Consider the following 21,376-nt stretch of genomic DNA (forward strand, 5'->3'; position numbering starts at 1 on the left):
TATGGATGCTCGGCTTTATCTGGTTACCGATGAAGGTTTGCTTCACGGTAAAGATCTTTATCGCACGGTGGAAGCAGCCGTGAAAGGAGGGGTAAAGATGGTGCAATTGCGGGAAAAAGAATCTTCTACACGAGAATTTATAGAACGGGCAATTCGTTTGAAAGCACTGTTAGCCCCTTATCATGTTCCCTTGATTATCAACGACCGGGTAGACGTGGCACTGGCTGCTGATGCGGATGGGGTACACGTTGGACAGAGTGACATGCCCTATTCGCGGGTAAAACGATTGCTTCCGGAAGGAAAAATAATCGGTTTGTCGGTAGAAAGCCGGGAACAGGTGCTTGAAGCTAACGGGTACGACGTAACTTATATTGCCGCCAGTCCTGTATTTTCTACCACGACGAAAACAAACACAATAGTGGAGTGGGGATTGGAAGGGGTTCAATGGATTCGTTCCGTGTCACGCCATCCGTTGGTGGCTATCGGGGGAATTCATCCCGATAATATCGCCTCTATTTTTCAAGCGGGAGCGGATAGTGTGGCGGTGATTTCCGCGATCATCGGGTCTGACGATCCGGAGAAAGCAGCTCGAGAACTGATACAGCTTATTCCCGAGCCAAACATTCGATGAAGACCCAATGAGAATTCGGTGAAGACCCGAGGTAAACATCTCTCACTGCCACTTTGGCTACAGGCTTGCTCTATTGTTGCTATATCAAAGAATATAGCAACCTAACAGGGGAACTGTAGGGAGAACGGCGGTGGGAGATTATTACCTCGGATTCTCATTGGGTTTTCATTGGGTTTTGGGTAGTTCTAGAACACACCTAACGAATGCAAAAGTATAACCAGTATAAACAAGGGTGCCACGTATTTCAACACGAATATAAGCGGTTTTAACAGCCATAATTTCAATTGACCGTCATTAGTCAACTCGGCGATCAATAAGTGACGATCGAATCGCCATCCCACGTAAACGGAAATAAGGATTCCCCCAACGGGAAGCAGGATATTGGAACTGATAAAATCAAAAATTCCGAATATGGAAAGATTTCCTATATGTACATCCTTCAAGGGACCGAATGACAGAGTGCACAGGATGCCGAACAGGGTGACGATAACCGTTGAAATAATGGTTGCTTTGCGCCGGCTGATATGCTTCTCTTCCACGAAGAAAGCAACGATCACTTCCAGTAGCGAGATCGACGACGTCAGAGCAGCCATGGTTAGTAAAAGGAAAAACAGGATTGCCCATAATTGCCCGAATGCCATACTTTGGAACACTTGGGGCAGCGTGAGGAATACCAGTCCGGGACCTGAGTCCGGTGCGATATTAAAGGCGAACACGGCTGGAAATATAGCGATACCCGCCAACAAGGCAATCAAGGTATCGGCACAGATGACTTGTAATGATATGGAGGTTAGATTTTCGTTCTTCTTGATGTATGACGCGTAAGTTAACAGAACTCCCATACCGATGGATAGAGAGAAAAACGCTTGCCCGAGGGCGGAAAGTACGCCTTGGGAAGTCAACTCCGAGAACTTGGGCAAGAACAGGAATTTTATACCTTCCATGGCTCCATCCAGCGTGCACGCCCGAATCCCTAGGATCACGATTAACACGAATAACAACGGCATCATTAGTTTCGTGTATCTTTCAATCCCTTTCTTTACGCCTGCCAACACGATAAATCCAGTGAGAACCATAAAAATGATTTGCCAGAACACGGGCTTGTACGGGTTGGAGATAAAATTATTAAACAGGTCGTTTAAGTTCACCTCGGAACCGGCATGAAACGAGAACGAAAGTGATTTCACCACGTATTCCAACGTCCACCCGGCGACCGTGCCGTAAAAGGAAAGAATCATCGTGGCAGCCAGCAACACGAGAATCCCGAAATAGCGCCAGGGTGTTTTTGGTTCCAAACGGTCGAATGTCCCGAAAGCGTTCCGACCGGAATATCTGCCGAGGGTGAACTCCGAGAGCATTACCGGGAGTCCGATTGCGATAGTGAAAAAGACATACACGAGCAAAAAGGCTCCGCCGCCGTTGTTTCCTGCCTCGTAAGGAAATTTCCAAATATTACCCAATCCGACTGCAGAGCCAGCCAGTGCGGCGATTGCCCCGAATTTGGAGCCGAAACTATCTCTCGTGTTGTGCATCTTAAAAAGAGTTATAGATTAACAGATTACAGGTTACAGGTTTTAATTGTAAATTGCAAATTACAAGTAAAATTACGATTTACAGCGGCATCAGGTTACACGCCGGGGGCTTTTACTTTCAACTTTCCGGCGGTCTGTAACTTGCTAACTTGTAATCTAAAACTCTTTTCCGCTAACTTTTTGAAACTGTTATCTATAAAGTTACGGGGAAAAAAGTTATCTTCGCGATAAAATAAAATAAGCGATTCACAATGCAAGAGAAGATTTTAATACTTGATTTCGGTTCTCAATACACGCAATTGATCGCGAGACGCGTGCGAGAACTGAAAGTCTATTGCGAGATTTATCCCTTTAATCATTATCCGGCACTTGATGCATCCGTGAAGGGTGTTATCCTTTCGGGCAGTCCGTTCTCCGTTCGGGACGAGAAGGCTCCGCGGCCGGATTTGTCTTCCATCAAGGGAAAATTACCTTTGTTGGGAGTATGTTACGGGGCACAATATCTGGCTCATTATTTCGGGGGGGAAGTGAAGGCTTCCAACAAGAGAGAGTACGGTAGAGCAAATTTGTCCTTCGTGGATAACGGTTGTCCGCTTTTCAAGCATATCAGCCAACATTCACAGGTATGGATGTCGCACGGGGATACGATTGAAACATTGCCGTCACATTATACCGTTGTTGCCAGTACGGCTGACGTGGAGAATGCCGCCTATCGGATCGAGGGTGAGGAAACGTACGGTATCCAGTTCCACCCGGAAGTATATCATAGCACGGAAGGAACCGAATTATTAAAGAATTTCGTGGTTGACATTTGTGGTTGCAAACAGGACTGGACTCCTGATTCTTTTATCGAAACCACGGTTGCCGAATTGAAAGCAAAATTAGGCGAAGACCGTGTAATCTTAGGTTTGTCGGGGGGAGTAGATTCCACTGTGGCTGCTATGTTATTGCACCGGGCTATCGGTAGGAATCTGACTTGTATATTTGTCGATAACGGGTTGCTCAGGAAAGATGAATTTTCTTCCGTGATGGAGAATTACAAGGAGTTAGGCTTGAATGTCGTTGGTGTGGATGCGGGAGATCTTTTCCTTTCCCGTCTTGCCGGAATAGAGGAGCCCGAGAAGAAACGCAAGATTGTCGGGGCTACTTTTGTGGACGTGTTTGACAAGGAATCACACAAGATAGAAGATGCCAAATGGTTGGGACAGGGAACAATTTACCCGGACGTGATTGAATCATCATCGGTAAACGGTCCGTCACAAACCATTAAATCACACCATAACGTGGGCGGTCTTCCCGATTACATGAAATTGAAGATTGTAGAGCCTTTACGTCTGTTATTCAAGGATGAAGTCCGTCGGGTGGGCAAGAGCCTCGGGTTAGCGGATAAATTCCTGAAACGCCATCCTTTCCCGGGTCCCGGGCTTGCTATCCGTATCTTGGGCGAGATCACGAAAGAAAAGGTGAGATTGTTACAGGAAGCCGATCATATTTACATATCTATGCTTCAGGAAGAGGGATTGTACGACAAAGTATGGCAAGCGGGTACAATCTTATTACCGGTCAAGAGTGTCGGCGTGATGGGAGATGAACGTACTTACGAGAGCGTCGTTGCCCTGCGTGCCGTGGAATCAACGGACGGAATGACTGCCGACTGGTGTCATTTACCTTACGAATTCTTGGCAAAAGTATCTAACAAGATTATCAATAACGTGCGGGGAATCAACCGTGTTGTTTACGACATCAGTTCCAAGCCGCCAGCCACCATCGAGTGGGAATAGACAATAAAGCGCCTCGCGAGGCGCTTTATTTTTTTATGACCTTTCCTTTTTACCATGGAAACCTCTGGGTACAACAGTTCTATTTGCCTAAGGAGGAGTTGTCGTGCAGATTTGTGCGGTTGGAATCTAAAATTATTTTCTGTTTGTTCTTTTCGTCACGAACCGCTCGAAAAAAGCCTCCCGGTAGCTGTTCCCGATGGCGATTTCGTGCGAACGGATGAATACATCGTTATTGTCGAAGGAGTTGATATAGCGGGTATTTATGACATATGATTTGTTGATTCTGAAAAACACGTGTTGGGGCAGTTGCTCGTGTATCGCCTTGAGGGTCATTTTCGTGATTACCCGTTGATCCACCAATTGAAGAATCACGTAGTCTTTCAGTCCCTCGATAAAGAGAATATCTTCAAAATTGACCTTGAAGAATCGGCGTTCAGACTTTACGAACAAATAATCCGTGTCCACTTGTTCGATGTCTTCTTTTTCCTCGTTTAACAGAAGGGTGTGGTAATTCATGGCTTTGGTGACCGCTTTTTGGAATCTTTCGAATTCAACGGGTTTCACGAGGTAATCGACGGCATCCACCTCGTAGCTGTCGAGTGCGTATTCCGTGTAGGCTGTAGTGAAGATAATCAGCGTGTTCTTCGGGACATTCCGGGCGAACTCGATGCCTGTGACACCGGGCATCTGAATATCGAGAAATATCAAATCGACAGCATTGCCCATCAAATAATCTGCCGCTGCCGAGGCGTTATTGAACATTTCTAGCAGTTCGAGTCCTGGGATGCGGGAGAGCAGTGACCGGATGCCTTTTCGGGCGATAGGTTCGTCGTCAACAATGATACATTTCATAATTTCAATTGTAAATAAACACTATATTCGGTTTCTGTTTCGTTGATTCGGAGCGAGTGGTTTTCCCCGTACAACAGTTCCAGCCGCCGGCGGATGTTCGCTAGCCCCAGTCCCCCGGATTCTTGCTTCACGGGAATCACTGGTTTTGAATTCTCGCAGGTGAATTTCACGTACCCGTGTTCTACTTTGAAATCGAGGTAAATATACGATAAATTCTCGCTATCCGTGTTGTGTTTGACTGCATTCTCGACAAAAGGGATGAAGAGAAGCGGGGGTATTGGCGTGTTGTTCACGTCCCCCTCTTTCGAAACCACGTACTCGAAATGATCCCTGCGCATTTTTTCCAGTTCAAGGAAACCTGTTAAAAAATGGATGTCCGCGCTTAAAAATACTTCCTGCCGGGTACTGTCATTCAACTGGTAGCGCAACATATCATCCAGCCGGCTCAACAGGCGGGAAGCTTCGCCGGGGTCTTCCTTTACCAGAATGTTGGCACTATTTAGCATATTGAACAGGAAATGAGGATTAATTTGGTTTTTCAATTGTTCCAGCTCGGTCTGCATGGTCATTTTCTCCAGTTCCGTGATCTGTCTGTCGTAGTTTACCCATTGCCGGAACAGTTCGATGCTTGTTGTCCCCATCGAGATCATCCCGATAATAATAATGGCGTACATAATATGTATAAAGGAGTAAGGATTCTCGTTCGTGATAATGTCGGTTTTCACGCCATACTCTTCAAAAAGATAACCAACGACAAGACAATAAACCAACAAACTGATCACGACACTCGCGAATAGTCCTAATCCATAAAAAAACAGTTTGTTTTTCATGAGTAGCCGCGGGATAAGGACGTATAAATTAATACCGGTAGGGAATGCAAAAAGCACCAGGCTTATGCCTATGGCGTAATACAGTCCCACGCCCGTGAAATTATCATCGACATTCAGCATGGCGAAAAACAGGATAACTAGAAAAATAATCACGTCTCTGATTAAAGTGAAATTTGCGTTTTGCAAAAAATGCAGGCGGATGTAGTTATCTATAGACATATCTGCAAACTCATTACGTGGTTCTTATCTCCTTGTTTCATCTCTAGCTGGAAGTTATCGCCATACAGCAGGTGAAGCCTTTTTCGCAAATTATCCAGCCCCATGGTTTTATCTTTTGCGTAAGTTTCCGGGTAAATGCACGCGAAAGACAATTTGTTCCCGTTCACTTGGAAGAGTAGGTAAATATGGACAGGATTACTTGTTCTGTCCCCGGGCAGATAGTGAATAGCCTGTTCCACCACCGGGATAAACAGCAGAGGAGGAATTAGCACGTGTCCCATGTTCTCGCTCTCACTCACGTGGAAAGTGAAGTTGTCGTTATGTAACTTTTCCAGGTTCAAGTAATCTTTTATAAAAGAGATTTCCGCACCGAGCAATACTTTTTCCCGGGTGCTGTCATACAGTTGGTAACGGAGTAGACGGCTTAGTTGAAGCAATAGTACGGATGCCTTGTCCGCGTCTTTCTTTGCCAGCACGTTAGCCGTGTTGAGCATACGGGACAAGAAATCCGGCTGTATCTGGTCTTTCAACCGGGTGAGTTCCATCTGTACTTTATTTTTCTCTAGTTCTTGCAATTGCCGGTTGTGCGCGATCCAACGTTGCAGGAAGACCGTGATGGATACCGCCAGAATATAAAAAATGATAGCCAGAAAGTTTGAAAAATAGAATGTAAAGAACCCGCCGCTCGGGTTTGTCACCTTGTAAAATTCCGGGAAATGCTCCCGAGAGAAATAGATGATGGCTGTCATTATAGACAACTGTAACAAAATGACGGCTGACAGATAAAAAAAGTAAACCCGGTATTTTCCCTGGTACAGGTAGTTGGGGATTAAAACGTAGATATTCAGGCAAATGATACCCCAAAAGAAAAGTACCATACAGATGTTAATCATCGTGAGGCAGTTCCACCCGAGCGAAAGATCAGATTCTTCAAAGAAAACATTCATGACGAGAATACCGAGAAAGAACAAGATTATCAGGTGTCTGACGATTCTGAATCTCGGGTTTATCAGAAATTTTTCCCAGTATTGATTGGTTGTATCCGGGTTTGGCATTGGTATATTGATTTACGGGTAAAGTTAGTGATTTCTTTTTAGAACTTCCACGAGAAACCGATGGAACAATAGAAGCCTAGTTTGAAGCCGGGGGTAGATTCGTCGTCATCCGAGAAATAATCTTTCAAGGTCCTTTTCTTGTAATAGGCTTCGCGATAAGGGGCAATTCCCAGTGTGAGGGGGATCGTGAGTGATCGGGCAAGTGTGATTTCCGGTTGCAACCCGACGATGGAATATTGTTGCGTGAAATACATCTTTTTCCCATCTTTCTCGGTCAGGGTAAGCAATCCGCTCATTTCGAACATTAGGTTCAATTTCAGGTAATCGTTTAAACGCATTCCGGCGGATACTTGAATGGCGTCTACTAGGGCAACCTTGACCTCGAATCGTCCTTGCAGGTTCCAGTTCAAGTAAAGTGCGGGGAAAAGCATGGGATAACCGAACGTGTTGTTCAAGGCAGCCCCGACACCAAGGTCTAAGTTCGGTTTCAAGTGCCGGATAAATATGACGGCCCCCTGTCCCAAGATGTTGCACCATCTCGCTTTCGAGAGGTTGTCGCTGTCCATGTAAAGCCCGGCTCCGGCGGTTGCCAGCATAGACCATTTGGTGTTGAGTGGTCTGGTGTGTATCAAACCGATTTGCAGGTTCAATATTTTCGTGGGACAAAGTTCTGCGGGAAGATTTTTATTACCCATCGAAGCGTGCGAACCGCCACAAGCAATAGCCCAAGCGGTGGGACGGTTGTTTTCATTCATTTTGATAGAAACTGGAATGCGAAAGCTACCTTGAATGACTTTTAGATTTCCTTCCGCGTGCCGGGGATGGGCTTCCTTGTTCTTGTACGTCGAGGAGGAGATGTACTCTGTCTTAAAATTAATTTGAGCGGTTACCCGCATGGATGCTAGTAACATGAAAAAAGTTGAACAATATAAGATTGTTTTCATAAAAGGTTATTTTTTATTTACGCTGTAAAAGTAGAGATGAATCAAGTCGAGAAAATAATTAGTAGACGAAATGGGGTAATAAGTCGACCAACCTGCTTTTTGAGTAGTTTATAGGTAATCCCAAGGTAATACTACCTCTACACGGTTGTAAGCCGGATTGAATACACTTGCATCACCGTTCGGCAACGGCGGGATAAGTGCGTTACAAGTAGCCTGTAACGGTTGTGAGGTAGTATTACCTTGGGATTACTTTGGGATTATTTTGTAATTTCTCCTGGGTATTGCACGTTATAAATATAGTTTTTTCCTATTTTTGCGAGAATTAGAAAATTAGATAGAATGTACGAAGAAATCATCGAGAAGATAAAAGAAAGACTGGCAGTTGATCATTTGAATGTTGTTATTATACCTCATATTTCACCTGACGGGGATGCGGCAGGTTCATGTTCTGCCTTGTGGCAAGTGTTGGATAAAGCGGGAATACACGCGCAATTGATGACGTGCGATTATATACCGGATTACTTGAAATGGTTGAAACGTATTCCCGACGCCATTTCTTTTCAGAACAGACCGAAGGAGTGTAAACAATGGCTGAAGAAGGCGGATATATTATTTATGCTTGACCACAACACCATCGCGAGGGAAGGAGATCTGGAACCTTTCGTGCGGGAATTCAGGGGTGAAACGATTATGATAGACCATCATCCCGACCCGGACGATGTGACTTACCGGATTTCAGACACGAGTGTTTCTTCTACCTGCGAATTGTTGTATAACGTGATCTCCGGGATATGGGGCAAAGAGATGATCGACACGGATATAGCTAACGCTATTTATGCCGGGGTCTCCACGGATACGGGCGGGTTGAGCCATAATTCTTCCCATCCCGAAACCTACCGGGTGATTGCCGATTTGCTGGCGTTGGGACTGGACAAAGATTACGTCCACGAGCAGCTTTACCAGCGCAACACGCTTTCCCGATTGAGGCTTACGGGGAATTGCCTTTTGAATAAACTCACGATAGACGAGCACTTCCCGGTTGCCGTGATTCCGATCACGTTGCAGGAATTGGACGTGTACAATTATAAAGACGGTGATCTGGAAGGGTTGGTAAATATCCCGTTATCCATAGAGGAAGTACTGGTTTCCGTGCAGATCACGGAGCGCAAAGATAAGGTGAAACTGTCTTTCCGCTCGAAAGGAAATATTCCTGTCAATACCTGGGCAAAGGAATATTTTAACGGGGGAGGACATTTGAATGCCGCCGGGGGACAGATGCCGTTGCCGCTGAACGAGGTGGTGCAGAAGGTACGGGACACGGCGGAATGGTTCTTTAAACAATTGAAAATGGAGGATTGATATTTTATGCCTTTTTTGAGATTTCATGCCATAGAAAAAGAGAAACTGGCTCGGGTGAGCGAGCGGTTGATTTCCGAAATTGTGAATACCTTGGGGTGTCCGAGGGAAACTGTCGTGCTGGAAGTGATGAACTCGTCATTTGTTACGGGGAATGACCATCTGGAAGCGTATCCTTTCGTGAAAGTGGAGTATTTTGAACGTCCTAAAGAGCAACAAGACGCTGTGGCAGAGATTATTTACAAGTGCTTGCGGGATGCCGGATACCCGGATAGCGATGTCTGTTTTTCTTTCTTGTCGCCGGAGCATTATTACGAGAATGGGAAGATCATCAAGTAATTCGCGATGAATTAAATGGCTTGAAGCATTTATTTTCGAAAAAAATAATTAAGTTTGTGCATAGTATAAAATGCAACGACTATGACGGAACTTAGTGAATTAGTAGCTCTCTTGAGCAAGGCGGAAAGGGGTTACACGAAAATCTTGAATCGCAGTTTCTTGAATGCCGGGTTTGACATCAGCCGGGAGCAATACGAACTTCTGCAAGTGCTGTGGAAGAAAGATAACGTGAATCAGCAGACCATCTCCAAATTACTGCAAAAAGACAAGTATAATGTTACGAAATTGCTGAATACTTTGCAAAAAAGGGGATACGTTCAACGCAAAATGTGCAAGGAAGACAAGCGGAACAATTTTGTTGTGTTGACGGAAAAAGGACTCGAATCTCGTCATGCGTTGGAGCGGATTGAGGAGCAGGTGCACACGGACATGAGTTTCACCCTGTCTTCGCAAGAGTTGAAGTCTGCCATTTGGGTGTTGAAGAAATTGAATGTACAATGAAACAATTGAAAATGAAGAAAAGCGATTAAAATCATAAATTTAAAATCTAAAATTACTATGGGTGTTTTTCAAGGATTAAAACCAGAAGCAGTTTGGGGATATTTTGAAGAAATCTGTCAAGTTCCCCGTCCTTCCAAGAAGGAAGAGAAGATTATAGCTTATTTGTTGGATTGGGCAAGCAAACACGGATTATCGGCAAAAAGGGATGATGCCGGAAATGTATTAATCACGAAATCGGCTACCAAAGGACGGGAAAACGCTCCCACCGTGATATTGCAGGCGCATATGGATATGGTGTGCGAGAAAAATTCCGATACGGTACACGATTTTGACAAAGACCCGATACAGCCCTACGTGGATGGAGAATGGGTTAGAGCCAAGGGAACTACCCTCGGGGCAGACGACGGAATCGGTATGGCTGCACAGATGGCTGTTTTGACTTCCACGGATATAGCTCACGGTCCTATCGAGTGCTTGTTCACGGTAGATGAAGAAACCGGATTGACGGGTGCTTTCGCGTTAAAACCGGGATTCCTGAGCGGAAATATCCTTTTGAATCTGGATTCTGAAGATGAAGGAGAGTTGTTCATCGGTTGTGCCGGGGGAATCGACACCGTTATTAATATGAAATATGACACGGAGAAAACTCCGGCAAATTCTTTCGCCGTGAAAATCCAGGTAAAAGGATTGCAAGGCGGTCACTCCGGCGACGATATTAATAAAGGCAGAGGAAATGCCATCAAGATATTAAATCGTTTCGTGTGGGATTTGAACGCGAAATACGGGGTTCGAGTAGCTGTCCTTGAAGGAGGAAACTTGCGGAATGCCATTGCTCGTGAGGCTTTTGCCGTGATTACTTTTGACGACAAGTATCGTGAAAACGTGCGGGTAGATCTGAATGTATATGCCGCAGAAATGGAGAACGTGTGGAAAATTACCGAGCCGGGTTTGCAATTGACTCTGGAATCTCAGGAGGTTCCCGCGCAGGTATTGACTTCGGAAAGCAGTAATGCTTTGTTGAACGCGTTGTATGCTTGTCCTCATGGTGTATTCTCGATGAGTTACCGAATGCCTGGATTGGTGGAAACTTCAACTAATCTGGCTGCAGTGAGATTTAACGAACCGAATAATATCCTGATCACGACTTCTCAACGTAGTGACGTGAATTCAGAGAAATTCAATATTGCCAATATGGTGGAATCCGTGTTCACGTTGGCGGGTGCCGAGGTGGAACATGGCGAGGGGTATCCCGGATGGGCTCCGAACCCGAATTCTCCCGTGGTTAAGGTGGCTGTTGAATCATACAAACGCCTATTCGGTAAAGAACCTATCATGCGTTCTATTCACGCCGGGTTGGAATGCGGTCTGTTCTTGGAAAAATACCCGAATATGGATATGGTTTCTTTCGGACCCACCTTGCGAGGCGTACATTCCCCGGATGAAAAGATAAATATCAAGACCGTGGAAATGTGGTGGAGCCATCTGGTGGATGTGTTGCAAAACCTGTAAAATTATCTTTATTTACGATTTATGATTTTAGATTTACGATTGAAAATCTGAATCATAAATCGTAATTCGTAAATCATAAATTTATAATGGAACAATCAAGGAAACTAGCTAAATATGATCGGCTGTACGATCAAATCCAGCAATATATACGGACTACCGAAGATGTTTGGGCTCGTCTGGCAACGATGGAGGCGGTGTTGCATCATAAGATGCAATCGTTCTTTTGGACGGGAGTGTACGTGTTGATCGATGGCGAATTGATCGTGCGTTCATATCAAGGTCCGGTGGCTTGCCAGAAATTGCGGCAGGGGGGAGTCTGTTGGGCGGCTATCAATTCCGGGGATACGGTTATCGTGGATAACGTGGAAGAGTTTCCGGGACATATTGCTTGCAATGCTGCTTCCAAAAGCGAAATTGTGATTCCTTTAAGAGATCGGGACGGGCAGATTTTTGGTTGTTTGGATGTGGATAGCGACCAGTTAGCGGCATTTGACCGGGAAGATGAGCTCGGATTGAAGAAAATTTTGTCGCTTCTTTATCAACAAGATAGCGTAAAATGAACTCATAAATGTGAAAAATAAGTTAAGAGGCTTTTGATTTTTCTTAAGAGAGTGTTACCTTAGGGGCATAAATAATGAAATTTATCACGTAAAATACAAAACTCAGAGGATTATGAAAAAATTACTTTTATTTGTTCTAGTAAGCTTTTTTGTGGGAGAACTAGCTGCACAAACAACAGTGGAAGAAGCGGGTAAAATAAAGAATGCCGGAAATGCAGCGTGGAAGGCAAAAAATTACAAGGAAGCATTCACGAATTGGGAAAATTATTTGAAAGCAATTGAGTTTAAAGATGATGCTACTGTTTATAACGTGGCTGTTTGTGCTAACAAATTAAAAGATTATGCTTCAGCCGAGAAGTATTTTGATATGTCTATCAAAAATAATTATAAATTGAAAGACTCTTACGCGGGGAAAGCAGATTCCCAAAAGAAACAGGGGAAGGTTGAACAAATGTTGCAAACTTTAGAAGCCGGGATTAAAGCTACGCCCGGGCAAAATTCAGGTTTGATGAGAACATACGCCGTTTATTTCTTGAAAGAAGGACAAAAGTTCCAAAAAGCGAATAATATCGCTAAGGCTGCCGAGAATTACCAGAAGATTGCCAACATGAGCGATAAAGGATTTAAAGCTCAAGGATTGGTAAGTTTAGGTACTTTGTATTTCAATAACGGTGCCGCTATCCTTCAAGAAGCTACTCCTTTCGCGAACAAGGAGAATGATAAATACGAGGCAGGGAAAACAAAAGCAATGGCTGAATTTAAGAAAGCACAAGGTTTTTTGGTAGAGGCTATGAGTGCTGACCCGAAAAACGTGGAAGCTCCGGAAGTTTTAAAGGAGGTGAAAGATGCTATGGCTAAGTTGACGACACCTCAACAATAAAAAATATTTCCCCGAGAAGGAAGAGGGTTAAGATTTACTTAGCCCTCTTTTTTGTTATTTTGTTTCTTTTTTATAACTTTGAGGTATGTCTGAAACGGGTGTGAATTTTAATTGCGGAGGATTATGAAACAGGGATTTGAAAATAAAAAATTACCGTGGGAGGGAAGAGAACCTTTGTACGAGTACGTGAAGAAAAATTTGAAAAAGGGTAAAGGTATTATATTGGGTGACGACAAAGATTTGCCGGACAATGTTCCCATGCGAATGGATATGGGATACTATGATCCCGGTTGTGATGATTATTGGGATCTGTATGCCAATCCGGAAAAAGAAGTCAACCCGAAGTTTATAAAACGGTTGGTAGATTTATTCGCAAGTTATTCCCAGCGGGGTAAGATGGAGGATAAAATTAAATTTTACAACACGTTGAAGGATAATCCTATTGTCGGATACTGGGATGAGTTTTTGGATGAATTGTCTTCCCGGGAATTGCCGTATGAACAGGCTGGAGTGGAATTAGTACACTGGATGGTAGAGAAAGCCCCGGATCGGGAAGTTGTCAAATTAGGCATTATTTTATTAGGTGTAATGCGTGACCCCGAGAACCTGACGATACTGAAAACAATGGGTAGGCACGATGAATTTACTTATTATGTCGGTCAGGCTTTGATGCAAATGACACCCATATGGGATATTATTCTCGTGGATATCATTAAACCCTTATGTGGTTTCGGGAGAGCTTTAGCCGTGATGATGCTGCTTTACGAGTCGGAACGGGAAGAAATTCGCAAATGGTGTGTAAGGCATGGTTTCCAGAGATTTTATGCAACGGATCTCATCATGTGGGATTGTGTCGAACAAGGGAATATGCTGAAAGAATTGCGCCAGGAAGAATGGGATGAGTCATTATTGGAAGCAACTCAGATTGTAGTTAAAGATTTATTGATTAAAGGAGAACGCGGTGGTGGTTATAAATACGGGGGAGAAATTATTTACCTGTACTTGAAACACACGATAGGGAAAAGGAGAGGTTACGTGCAGTATCTTTTATTGGATAGGTTGGCGGAGTATTTAGAAGAAGCGGTAAATAACAAGTTTTTGATTTCGAATTTAGGATTTACCGAGGAAGAATTCAGCGATGTCTGGATTGATGTGAAGCGGGAAATAAAGAAACCTTGGTTTTTGAAGATAAAAAGTAATGAAAGACCGTCTGAAAAATGTCCCTATGGAACAAGGCATCTTTGCGAGAGAGCTTTTGAGAGGCTGGAGTGGGGTAAGGATTAGTTACTGTAATATCGGGTAATTATCTCGGCAGCCTTCATGTATCCTAAACGCTTCGAGATTTCCAGGTCTTCAAGGGCTTCTTTGTAATTGTCGACCACTAATTTGGATATAGCACGATTGTAGTAAGCCCTTGCATTCGACGGATCTATTTGTATCGAACGAGAATAGCTCTCGATAGCATTGCTTAACTGCCCTTTCTGGTGGAAGATGACTCCCCGGTTAAAGAACACGGCACTAGATTTCAAACCTAGCGAGATAGCTTTCTCGTAATCAGCCAAAGCTCCGTCCAAGTCCTTCATGCCGTAGCGTACAATCCCGCGATAATGGTAGGCTTCCAGTAAGTCAGGTTGCAGATTGATCGCGTGGCTGTAATCTTGAATGGCTAAAGTGGCATTCCCCAAATTTTCGTGGATGATCCCCCGGTTGTAATACGCCATCACGTGGTTGGGAACATTGGCAATCACGTAATTCATGTCTTTCAAGGCTTCCCGGGGTTGTTTCAAGTTTGCCAGTACAACCGCTCGATTGTAGTAAGCAGGGAAAAAGTTGGGGTCAAAAGTAATCGCCTGATTAAATTCCTCCAACGCTTTTCTAGGTTGTTCCCGGGTAATGTAATCCATTCCCCTTTGATTGCTCTTTACAGCCTTATGGTGTGAGCATGAGGTGAATATGAAAAATAACATTATCCAGATACAATAGCGCATATTCGTTTATCTATATTATATGATTCAAAGTTAATGATTAATCGTGAAATAATAAATATTTATCTATTTTTATTTGAATATAACCGTTTTACGAGATCATTTCTTTTCAGTTTCGTTAGAATACCGATAATTTCATTCTTGAACTCCCGTTTATACCAGAAAAAGAAGATGTTTTGGCGTTTCTTTTCAGTTTCCGTCTTGGCAGATTGTATTTTGCGCAGGGAATAGGGGTGAAGCCCGGAATAGTACATATCCGTGGCTAAGGTCATGGGGGTCGGGGTGAAATCTTGTACCTGTTCCAGGCGGAAATCCAATTCCTTCGTGTCGATCGCAAGTTCTGCCATGTCCGAGAGGCTGCATCCCGGATGGGAAGATATAAAATAAGGTATGATTTGTTGTTTCAAGTGTTCCTTCTGGTTGATGGCGTTGAAGCGGGCAGTTAATTCCCGGAAAAGCTTGAACGAGGGTTTGCGCATCAAATGTAACACGTTGTCAGAACTGTGTTCTGGGGCTACTTTGAAGCGACCGGAAACATGATGTTTGATGACTGCTTCTAGATATTCCCGGTTTGCCGTGTCTATTTTCCGATCGCCCGTGCGGTGCATGATGAGATCATAACGGATGCCTGATCCCACGAAACAATGTTTCACGGCCGGGACTTTACGCACTTTCGAGTATAAGGCTAAAAGCCGCGAATGGTCGGTGTTCAGGTTTTTACACACGGCCGGGTGTAGACAAGAGGGACGTTTACATTGCTCGCAGATTCCCGAATCCTTCCCCCGCATGGAATACATATTTGCCGATGGTCCGCCTAGATCGGATATAGTTCCCTTGAAATCCGGCATCTCACACACGTGTTCCACTTCCCGCATGATGGATTGCTCGGAACGGGAAGCAATGAATTTCCCTTGATGGGCTGAAATCGTGCAGAAAGCACATCCCCCGAAACATCCGCGGTGTAGCGTGATCGAATGCCGGATCATGTTGTATGCCGGAATTTCTTTATCCTTGTATTTCGGGTGAGGCAGCCGTGTGAACGGGAGATCATAAACGGTGTCTATTTCTTCCGTGGTCATGGGTGCGTAAGGAGGATTCACGATGATTAGTTTGTCTGCAACGGGTTGTATCAGCTTGGCGGCATGGATACTGTTCGATTCTTCCTCGATGTACCGGAAGTTGGTGGCGTATTTCTTTTTATCCGTCAAGCACTCCTCGTGAGAGGCTAACGTGATGGTTTGCCATTTTTTGTTCGTGGCATATTTTTCTTTCTTCCCCCGTAACACGCAGGTTTGGGGAATATTCGTGAGGCTTTGAAACGGAATGCCTTTCTGCAACATTTGGCAGATTTCGGTAATCGGTTTTTCCCCCATGCCGTACACGAGCATATCCGCCCGGCTCTCGAAAAGGATGGAGGGTTTGAGCGTGTCTTTCCAGTAATCGTAATGCGTGAAACGGCGTAACGATGCTTCTATTCCCCCGATAATAACGGGTGTATCCGGAAATAACTCTTTTAATACGCGTGTATAAACGATCGTCGGCATATCGGGACGTGCCCCACTACGATTGCCGGGTGTGTAAGCATCGTCGGAACGGCGGCGTTTGGCTGCCGTGTAGTGGTTGACCATGGAATCCATGCATCCCGGGCTGATACCAAAGAATAAATTCGGTTTACCTAACTTCTTGAAATCCCTTAAATCGTCCTGCCAGTTAGGTTGTGGCACGATAGCTACTTTCAGTCCTAATGATTCCAGCAATCGCCCGATAACAGCCGCCCCGAACGATGGATGATCCACGTAAGCATCCCCGGAAAAGAGAATGACATCGATACTGTTCCATCCCCGCAGTTCCACTTCTTTCTTGGTGGTCGGCAACCATTGTTGTATATTGTAGTTCATAAAGTTTTGCTAAATTCTTCGGCAAAGATACGGAAAGTCTTCGGATTTCCGTTCGGATACGTTACCTTTGCGTCCAAATTTAGAATCTAGCATGAAGAAAGTGAATATTATAAGCCTGGGGTGTTCCAAGAATTTGGTGGATACGGAATTACTGATGAAGCAACTGGAAAAAGTGGGGTACAGTGTTGAAGTGGATGTTGAAAATTCAAAGGCTAAAGTTGTTGTAATCAATACTTGTGGTTTTATCGGGGACGCCAAGGAGGAATCTGTCAACACGATACTGGAGCAGGTGGAATTGAAGAAGGAAGGGAAAGTAGACAAGATATTTGTTATGGGATGCTTGTCGCAACGGTATGAACCGGAATTACAAAAAGAGATCCCGGAAGTGGATGCTTATTTCGGGAAATTCGATTGGAAAGGCATTTTGACGGAACTCGGGAAAGAATATGACGACAAACTACGGAATGAACGTCATTTGACAACCCCGCCACATTATGCTTATTTGAAAATATCGGAGGGATGTAATCGTAAATGCTCTTATTGTGCCATCCCGATCATGACAGGAGAGTACAAGTCCCGTCCTTTTGAAGAGATTGTTGACGAGGCGGAACGCCTTGCGAAACAGGGTGTAAAGGAATTATTGGTGCTGGCTCAGGACATCACGTATTACGGGATTGATAAATACGGGAAAAATCGGCTTGCGGAATTAATAGACCGGATTGCCGATATAAAGGGAATCGAGTGGATCAAATTGCATTATGCTTATCCGGCTGGTTTCCCGATGGAGATTTTACCCGTGATGCGGGAGCGTAAGAATGTTTGCAAGTATCTGGATATTGCCCTGCAACATTGTAGCGATCATATGCTGAAACAGATGCGAAGAGGGGTGACGAAACAACAAACCATAGACCTCATTCGTAAAATCCGGGAAGAAGTACCGGGCATTGCCTTACGGACGACGTTGATGGTAGGACACCCGGGAGAAACAGAAGAGGATTACCGGGAATTGATTGATTTCGTGGAAACCATGAAATTTGAACGTTTGGGGGTATTTCCGTATTCGCACGAGGACGATACTTATTGCGACAAACATTATCAGGATGATGTCCCCGAAGAGGTTAAAAACAAACGTGCCGAAGAGTTAATGGATCGGCAATTGGAAATAGCCTCTCGATTGAATCAAAATTGGATCGGGAAGAAGCTTACCGTTTTGATTGATAGACAGGAAGGAGAGTATTTTGTCGGGCGTACGCAATATGATTCACCCGAAGTGGATCAGGAAGTATTTGTTACTTCCATTGATCCATTACAAATCGGGGACTTTTACGAGGTAGAAATCACTGGAGCGGAACCGTTTGAACTATACGCCGAGATCTGAAAATTTTATAAAAAAACAGAAACCGAAGAATAATTTTTCGGTTTTATTTGTACTTTTACTCATCAAGGTTCATTGAAATTTTGATGAGTATTTTTTTGTATGATTTTTACTAACTACAAAATATAAATAGCATGTTGAATAATCTATTTTGGATAGTACCTGCGTGTGCTATTATCGCCCTCCTGTTCGCGAGGATTTTCTTTAAGGGGATGATGAAAGAGTCGGAAGGAACCGATACGATGAAACGAATTGCCGGACACGTCCGCAAAGGGGCTATGGCTTACCTGCGGCAACAATACCGGATCGTGGGTATCGTGTTCTTGGTATTGTGTCTGATTTTTGCCTGGATGGCTTACGGTCCAGGCTTGCAAAATCATTGGGTATGGTGTGCATTCCTGACGGGTGGTTTCTTTTCCGGTCTTGCCGGTTATATCGGGATGAAGACAGCCACTTACGCTTCGGCAAGAACGGCGAATGCGGCTCGCAGAAGTTTGAATGACGGGTTGAAGGTTGCCTTCCGTTCAGGTGCGGTAATGGGCTTGGTAGTAGTAGGATTGGCGCTATTGGATATTTCATTATGGTGGTTGTTGCTCGATTATTTTGTAGAGGAAGCTACTTCAACAGAGAAAGCCATTGTTATCACGACTACAATGTTGACTTTTGGGATGGGGGCTTCTACGCAGGCATTGTTCGCCAGAGTGGGTGGAGGTATCTTCACGAAGGCGGCTGACGTGGGTGCTGACCTCGTGGGAAAAGTGGAAGCCGGAATACCGGAGGACGACCCTCGTAATCCTGCCACGATTGCTGATAACGTGGGTGATAACGTGGGTGATGTTGCCGGAATGGGAGCAGACCTCTACGAATCATATTGCGGTTCTATCCTAGCCACGGCTGCCTTGGGTGCTGCCGCTTTCCGTCTCGAAGCTGATATGCAATTTAATGCCATTCTTGCCCCGATGTTGATAGCCGCTTTCGGTGTTATCTTGTCGTTGCTGGGTATATTTTTGGTGAAAACAAAAGAGGGGGCTTCTCAACAACAGTTATTGAGGGCTCTTGACCGGGGTATAAATGTCAGTTCTATTCTGATCGTGGGTGCCAGTTTCCTAGTGATTTACCTTTTAGGAATGAGTTATTGGATTTGTGGTTCCGTGATTGTAGGGTTGATAACAGGTATTATTATCGGTAAAGGCACCGAATATTACACTTCACACGCTTATAAACCCACGCAAGATATAGCCAAGAGTTCGGAATCTGGACCTGCAACTGTGATTATCAAAGGTATCGGGACGGGGATGATTTCGACAGCTATTCCGGTATTCACGATCGTGGTGGGCATTGTACTTTCGTTCCTGTTCGCGGCTCAATTTGATTTCGCCAATATGCCCATGGGGTTGTACGGTGTAGGTATTGCGGCAGTGGGTATGCTTTCTACGCTGGGGATTACCTTGGCAACGGATGCTTACGGACCGATTGCCGATAATGCCGGGGGCAATGCGGAAATGAGTCACTTGGGAGAAGAGGTGCGCCACCGTACAGATGCTTTGGACGCTTTAGGTAACACGACCGCCGCGACAGGTAAAGGATTTGCTATCGGTTCGGCTGCATTAACGGGATTGGCATTGATTGCATCTTATATCGAGGAAATCAAAATCGGTTTGTTGCGTGTGGGAGAGGAAGTGCTTACGATTGGGGAAAACACGGTAAGAACTGCCGATGCAACTTTACAGGATTTTATGATTCATTATGATGTTACTTTAATGAATCCGAACGTGCTGGCTGGAATTTTCATCGGTTCCATGATGGCGTTCGTGTTCTGTGGTCTGACGATGAATGCCGTGGGACGTGCCGCCCAAAAGATGGTGAACGAGGTACGTCGCCAGTTCCGGGAAATTAAAGGAATCATGACCGGAGAGGCTGAACCGGATTACGCTAAATGCGTGGAGATTTCCACGAAAGGGGCACAGCACGAGATGATTTTTCCGTCGTTACTGGCAATCATTGTTCCCGTGGCAATGGGACTTATCTTTGGTGTTGCGGGAGTGATCGGTTTATTGGCTGGTGGTTTGGGTTCCGGGTTCGTGCTTGCTATTTTTATGGCTAATGCAGGAGGCGCGTGGGATAACGCCAAGAAATATATTGAGGAAGGTAATCTGGGCGGAAAAGGCTCTGATAATCACAAGGCTACTGTGATTGGAGATACCGTGGGCGATCCTTTCAAGGATACTTCCGGACCGAGTTTGAATATTTTGATAAAATTGATGAGTATGGTCGCTATTGTTATGGCGGGAGTGACTTGTGCTTACAGCCTTCTCTAAGTTTCGACTTCTTGTTTAAGTCGTTGATTTTTGCCCAAGTATACGTGATGAATATACTTGGGCAATTTTTATATTGTTTACTTTGAATGAAAGATTAATCATGAAAGGCTTAACTTTTTTGTGAAAAAATCGTATATTGTGAAAAACAATATAAAAGAGAGTTATGAGTACATTGAAAGAAGCATTAGCACATAGAAGAAGTTATTACGCTATTACAAATAAGTCGTTAATCACAGATAACGAGATTGAAGATATAGTAAAGTTTGCCGTGAAGAATGTCCCTTCCGCATTTAATTCCCAATCCACGAGAGTTGTTTTGCTTTTGGGTGAGCAACACTTGAAATTATGGAATATCGTGAAAGATACGCTTCGTAAGATTGTTCCCGAAGGAGCATTCAAGGCAACCGAACAGAAAATCGATACGTCATTTGCAGCCGGATACGGCACGATACTCTTTTTTGAAGACCGGAAAATTGTGGAAGGATTGCAAAAAGCCTTCCCGACATACCATGAGAAATTCCCCGTTTGGTCACAACACACGTCTGCCATGCACCAATTAGCTATTTGGACTATGTTGGAGGATGCCGGATTCGGGGTATCGTTACAGCATTACAACCCGTTGATTGACGAAGCCGTTATCGCAGAATGGGGGTTACCCGAAAATTGGGAGTTGATCGCACAAATGCCTTTTGGTGTTCCGTCGCAAGAACCCGGGGCAAAAGAGTTTAAACCGTTGGAGGAAAGGGTGCGTATTTTTAAATAACAAAATATATAATCTATACAAATCTCCCGGTTTGGTATCCGAATCGGG

19 protein-coding genes are annotated in these 21,376 nt (G+C 44.4%); 12 read left to right on the top strand and 7 right to left on the bottom strand.

Annotation, left to right across the window (positions count from 1 at the left end):
* The first annotated feature begins 1 nt into the window (after position 1).
* The gene (thiE, locus tag A3CY_RS0102450) at positions 2-631 is read left to right on the top strand and encodes a thiamine phosphate synthase (protein ID WP_018336306.1); all 630 of its coding nucleotides are present in this window, start codon (positions 2-4) and stop codon (positions 629-631) included.
* 185 nt (positions 632-816) lie between these two features.
* Here thiE and A3CY_RS0102455 read toward each other — a convergent pair whose 3' ends face one another.
* On the bottom strand, positions 817-2,163 hold the full coding sequence (locus A3CY_RS0102455; protein ID WP_018336307.1) for a sodium-dependent transporter: 1,347 nt from the start codon (positions 2,161-2,163) through the stop codon (positions 817-819).
* Between the two features lie 251 nt (positions 2,164-2,414).
* Between A3CY_RS0102455 and guaA the strand changes: the two genes are divergently transcribed.
* Positions 2,415-3,944 carry a glutamine-hydrolyzing GMP synthase gene (gene guaA, locus A3CY_RS0102460; protein WP_018336309.1) on the top strand — a complete coding sequence of 510 codons (1,530 nt, stop codon included), beginning with the start codon at positions 2,415-2,417 and terminating at the stop codon, positions 3,942-3,944.
* A gap of 132 nt (positions 3,945-4,076) precedes the next feature.
* On the opposite strand, the gene A3CY_RS0102465 is transcribed toward guaA, so the two are convergent.
* The 4 genes from A3CY_RS0102465 to A3CY_RS0102480 are packed head-to-tail and all read right to left on the bottom strand — an operon-like array spanning position 4,077 to position 7,844.
* Positions 4,077-4,796, bottom strand: a complete 720-nt coding sequence (locus A3CY_RS0102465) for a LytR/AlgR family response regulator transcription factor (RefSeq protein ID WP_018336310.1) — start codon at positions 4,794-4,796, stop codon at positions 4,077-4,079.
* The gene (locus tag A3CY_RS0102470) at positions 4,793-5,845 is read right to left on the bottom strand and encodes a sensor histidine kinase (RefSeq protein ID WP_018336311.1); all 1,053 of its coding nucleotides are present in this window, start codon (positions 5,843-5,845) and stop codon (positions 4,793-4,795) included. Before A3CY_RS0102470 ends, A3CY_RS0102465 begins: the two co-directional genes overlap by 4 nt.
* Positions 5,836-6,900 carry a sensor histidine kinase gene (locus A3CY_RS0102475; protein ID WP_018336312.1) on the bottom strand — a complete coding sequence of 355 codons (1,065 nt, stop codon included), beginning with the start codon at positions 6,898-6,900 and terminating at the stop codon, positions 5,836-5,838. The genes A3CY_RS0102470 and A3CY_RS0102475 overlap by 10 nt, the downstream gene beginning before the upstream one ends.
* Before the next feature lie 38 nt (positions 6,901-6,938).
* Positions 6,939-7,844, bottom strand: a complete 906-nt coding sequence (locus A3CY_RS0102480; RefSeq protein ID WP_026207221.1) for a DUF6268 family outer membrane beta-barrel protein — start codon at positions 7,842-7,844, stop codon at positions 6,939-6,941.
* A 339-nt stretch (positions 7,845-8,183) separates the two neighbouring features.
* Here A3CY_RS0102480 and A3CY_RS20050 point away from each other — a divergent pair, with 339 nt between their 5' ends.
* The 7 genes from A3CY_RS20050 (at position 8,184) to A3CY_RS0102515 (ending at position 14,273) form a co-directional block, all read left to right on the top strand.
* On the top strand, positions 8,184-9,203 hold the full coding sequence (locus A3CY_RS20050) for a DHH family phosphoesterase (RefSeq protein ID WP_018336314.1): 1,020 nt from the start codon (positions 8,184-8,186) through the stop codon (positions 9,201-9,203).
* A 6-nt stretch (positions 9,204-9,209) separates the two neighbouring features.
* Positions 9,210-9,539: a DUF1904 family protein gene (locus A3CY_RS0102490; RefSeq protein WP_018336315.1), complete on the top strand. Its 330-nt coding sequence runs from the start codon at positions 9,210-9,212 to the stop codon at positions 9,537-9,539.
* Positions 9,540-9,620: 81 nt separating this feature from the next.
* A complete protein-coding gene (locus tag A3CY_RS0102495) occupies positions 9,621-10,040 on the top strand; it encodes a MarR family winged helix-turn-helix transcriptional regulator (RefSeq protein WP_018336316.1) in 420 nt (139 codons plus the stop codon).
* A gap of 57 nt (positions 10,041-10,097) precedes the next feature.
* Positions 10,098-11,549 (top strand): aminoacyl-histidine dipeptidase, encoded by a 1,452-nt coding sequence (locus A3CY_RS0102500; protein WP_018336317.1) that lies wholly within the window; start codon positions 10,098-10,100, stop codon positions 11,547-11,549.
* 86 nt (positions 11,550-11,635) lie between these two features.
* Positions 11,636-12,109, top strand: coding sequence for a GAF domain-containing protein (locus tag A3CY_RS0102505; RefSeq protein ID WP_018336318.1), 474 nt, complete (start codon positions 11,636-11,638; stop codon positions 12,107-12,109).
* Positions 12,110-12,221: 112 nt separating this feature from the next.
* Positions 12,222-12,989, top strand: a complete 768-nt coding sequence (locus tag A3CY_RS0102510; RefSeq protein WP_018336319.1) for a hypothetical protein — start codon at positions 12,222-12,224, stop codon at positions 12,987-12,989.
* 123 nt (positions 12,990-13,112) lie between these two features.
* A complete protein-coding gene (locus tag A3CY_RS0102515) occupies positions 13,113-14,273 on the top strand; it encodes a hypothetical protein (RefSeq protein ID WP_018336320.1) in 1,161 nt (386 codons plus the stop codon).
* Here the strand turns inward: A3CY_RS0102515 and A3CY_RS0102520 are convergent.
* Complete coding sequence (locus A3CY_RS0102520; RefSeq protein WP_018336321.1) at positions 14,270-14,893, bottom strand: tetratricopeptide repeat protein; 624 nt, start codon at positions 14,891-14,893, stop codon at positions 14,270-14,272. The two genes, A3CY_RS0102515 and A3CY_RS0102520, sit on opposite strands and share 4 nt — an antisense overlap.
* Positions 14,894-15,036: 143 nt before the next feature.
* Positions 15,037-16,872 (bottom strand): YgiQ family radical SAM protein, encoded by a 1,836-nt coding sequence (locus A3CY_RS0102525; protein ID WP_018336322.1) that lies wholly within the window; start codon positions 16,870-16,872, stop codon positions 15,037-15,039.
* A 91-nt stretch (positions 16,873-16,963) separates the two neighbouring features.
* Here A3CY_RS0102525 and rimO point away from each other — a divergent pair, with 91 nt between their 5' ends.
* The 3 genes from rimO (at position 16,964) to A3CY_RS0102540 (ending at position 21,328) form a co-directional block, all read left to right on the top strand.
* Entirely contained in the window at positions 16,964-18,250 is a 1,287-nt protein-coding gene (gene rimO / locus A3CY_RS0102530; protein ID WP_018336323.1) for a 30S ribosomal protein S12 methylthiotransferase RimO, read from the top strand.
* Positions 18,251-18,381: 131 nt separating this feature from the next.
* Positions 18,382-20,565 carry a sodium-translocating pyrophosphatase gene (locus A3CY_RS0102535; protein ID WP_018336324.1) on the top strand — a complete coding sequence of 728 codons (2,184 nt, stop codon included), beginning with the start codon at positions 18,382-18,384 and terminating at the stop codon, positions 20,563-20,565.
* Positions 20,566-20,728: 163 nt separating this feature from the next.
* Positions 20,729-21,328 carry a nitroreductase family protein gene (locus A3CY_RS0102540; RefSeq protein WP_018336325.1) on the top strand — a complete coding sequence of 200 codons (600 nt, stop codon included), beginning with the start codon at positions 20,729-20,731 and terminating at the stop codon, positions 21,326-21,328.
* The last annotated feature ends 48 nt before the right edge of the window (positions 21,329-21,376 follow it).

Origin of the sequence: Butyricimonas synergistica DSM 23225, from assembly GCF_000379665.1 — a bacterium.
Classification (GTDB): Bacteria; Bacteroidota; Bacteroidia; order Bacteroidales; family Marinifilaceae; genus Butyricimonas; species Butyricimonas synergistica.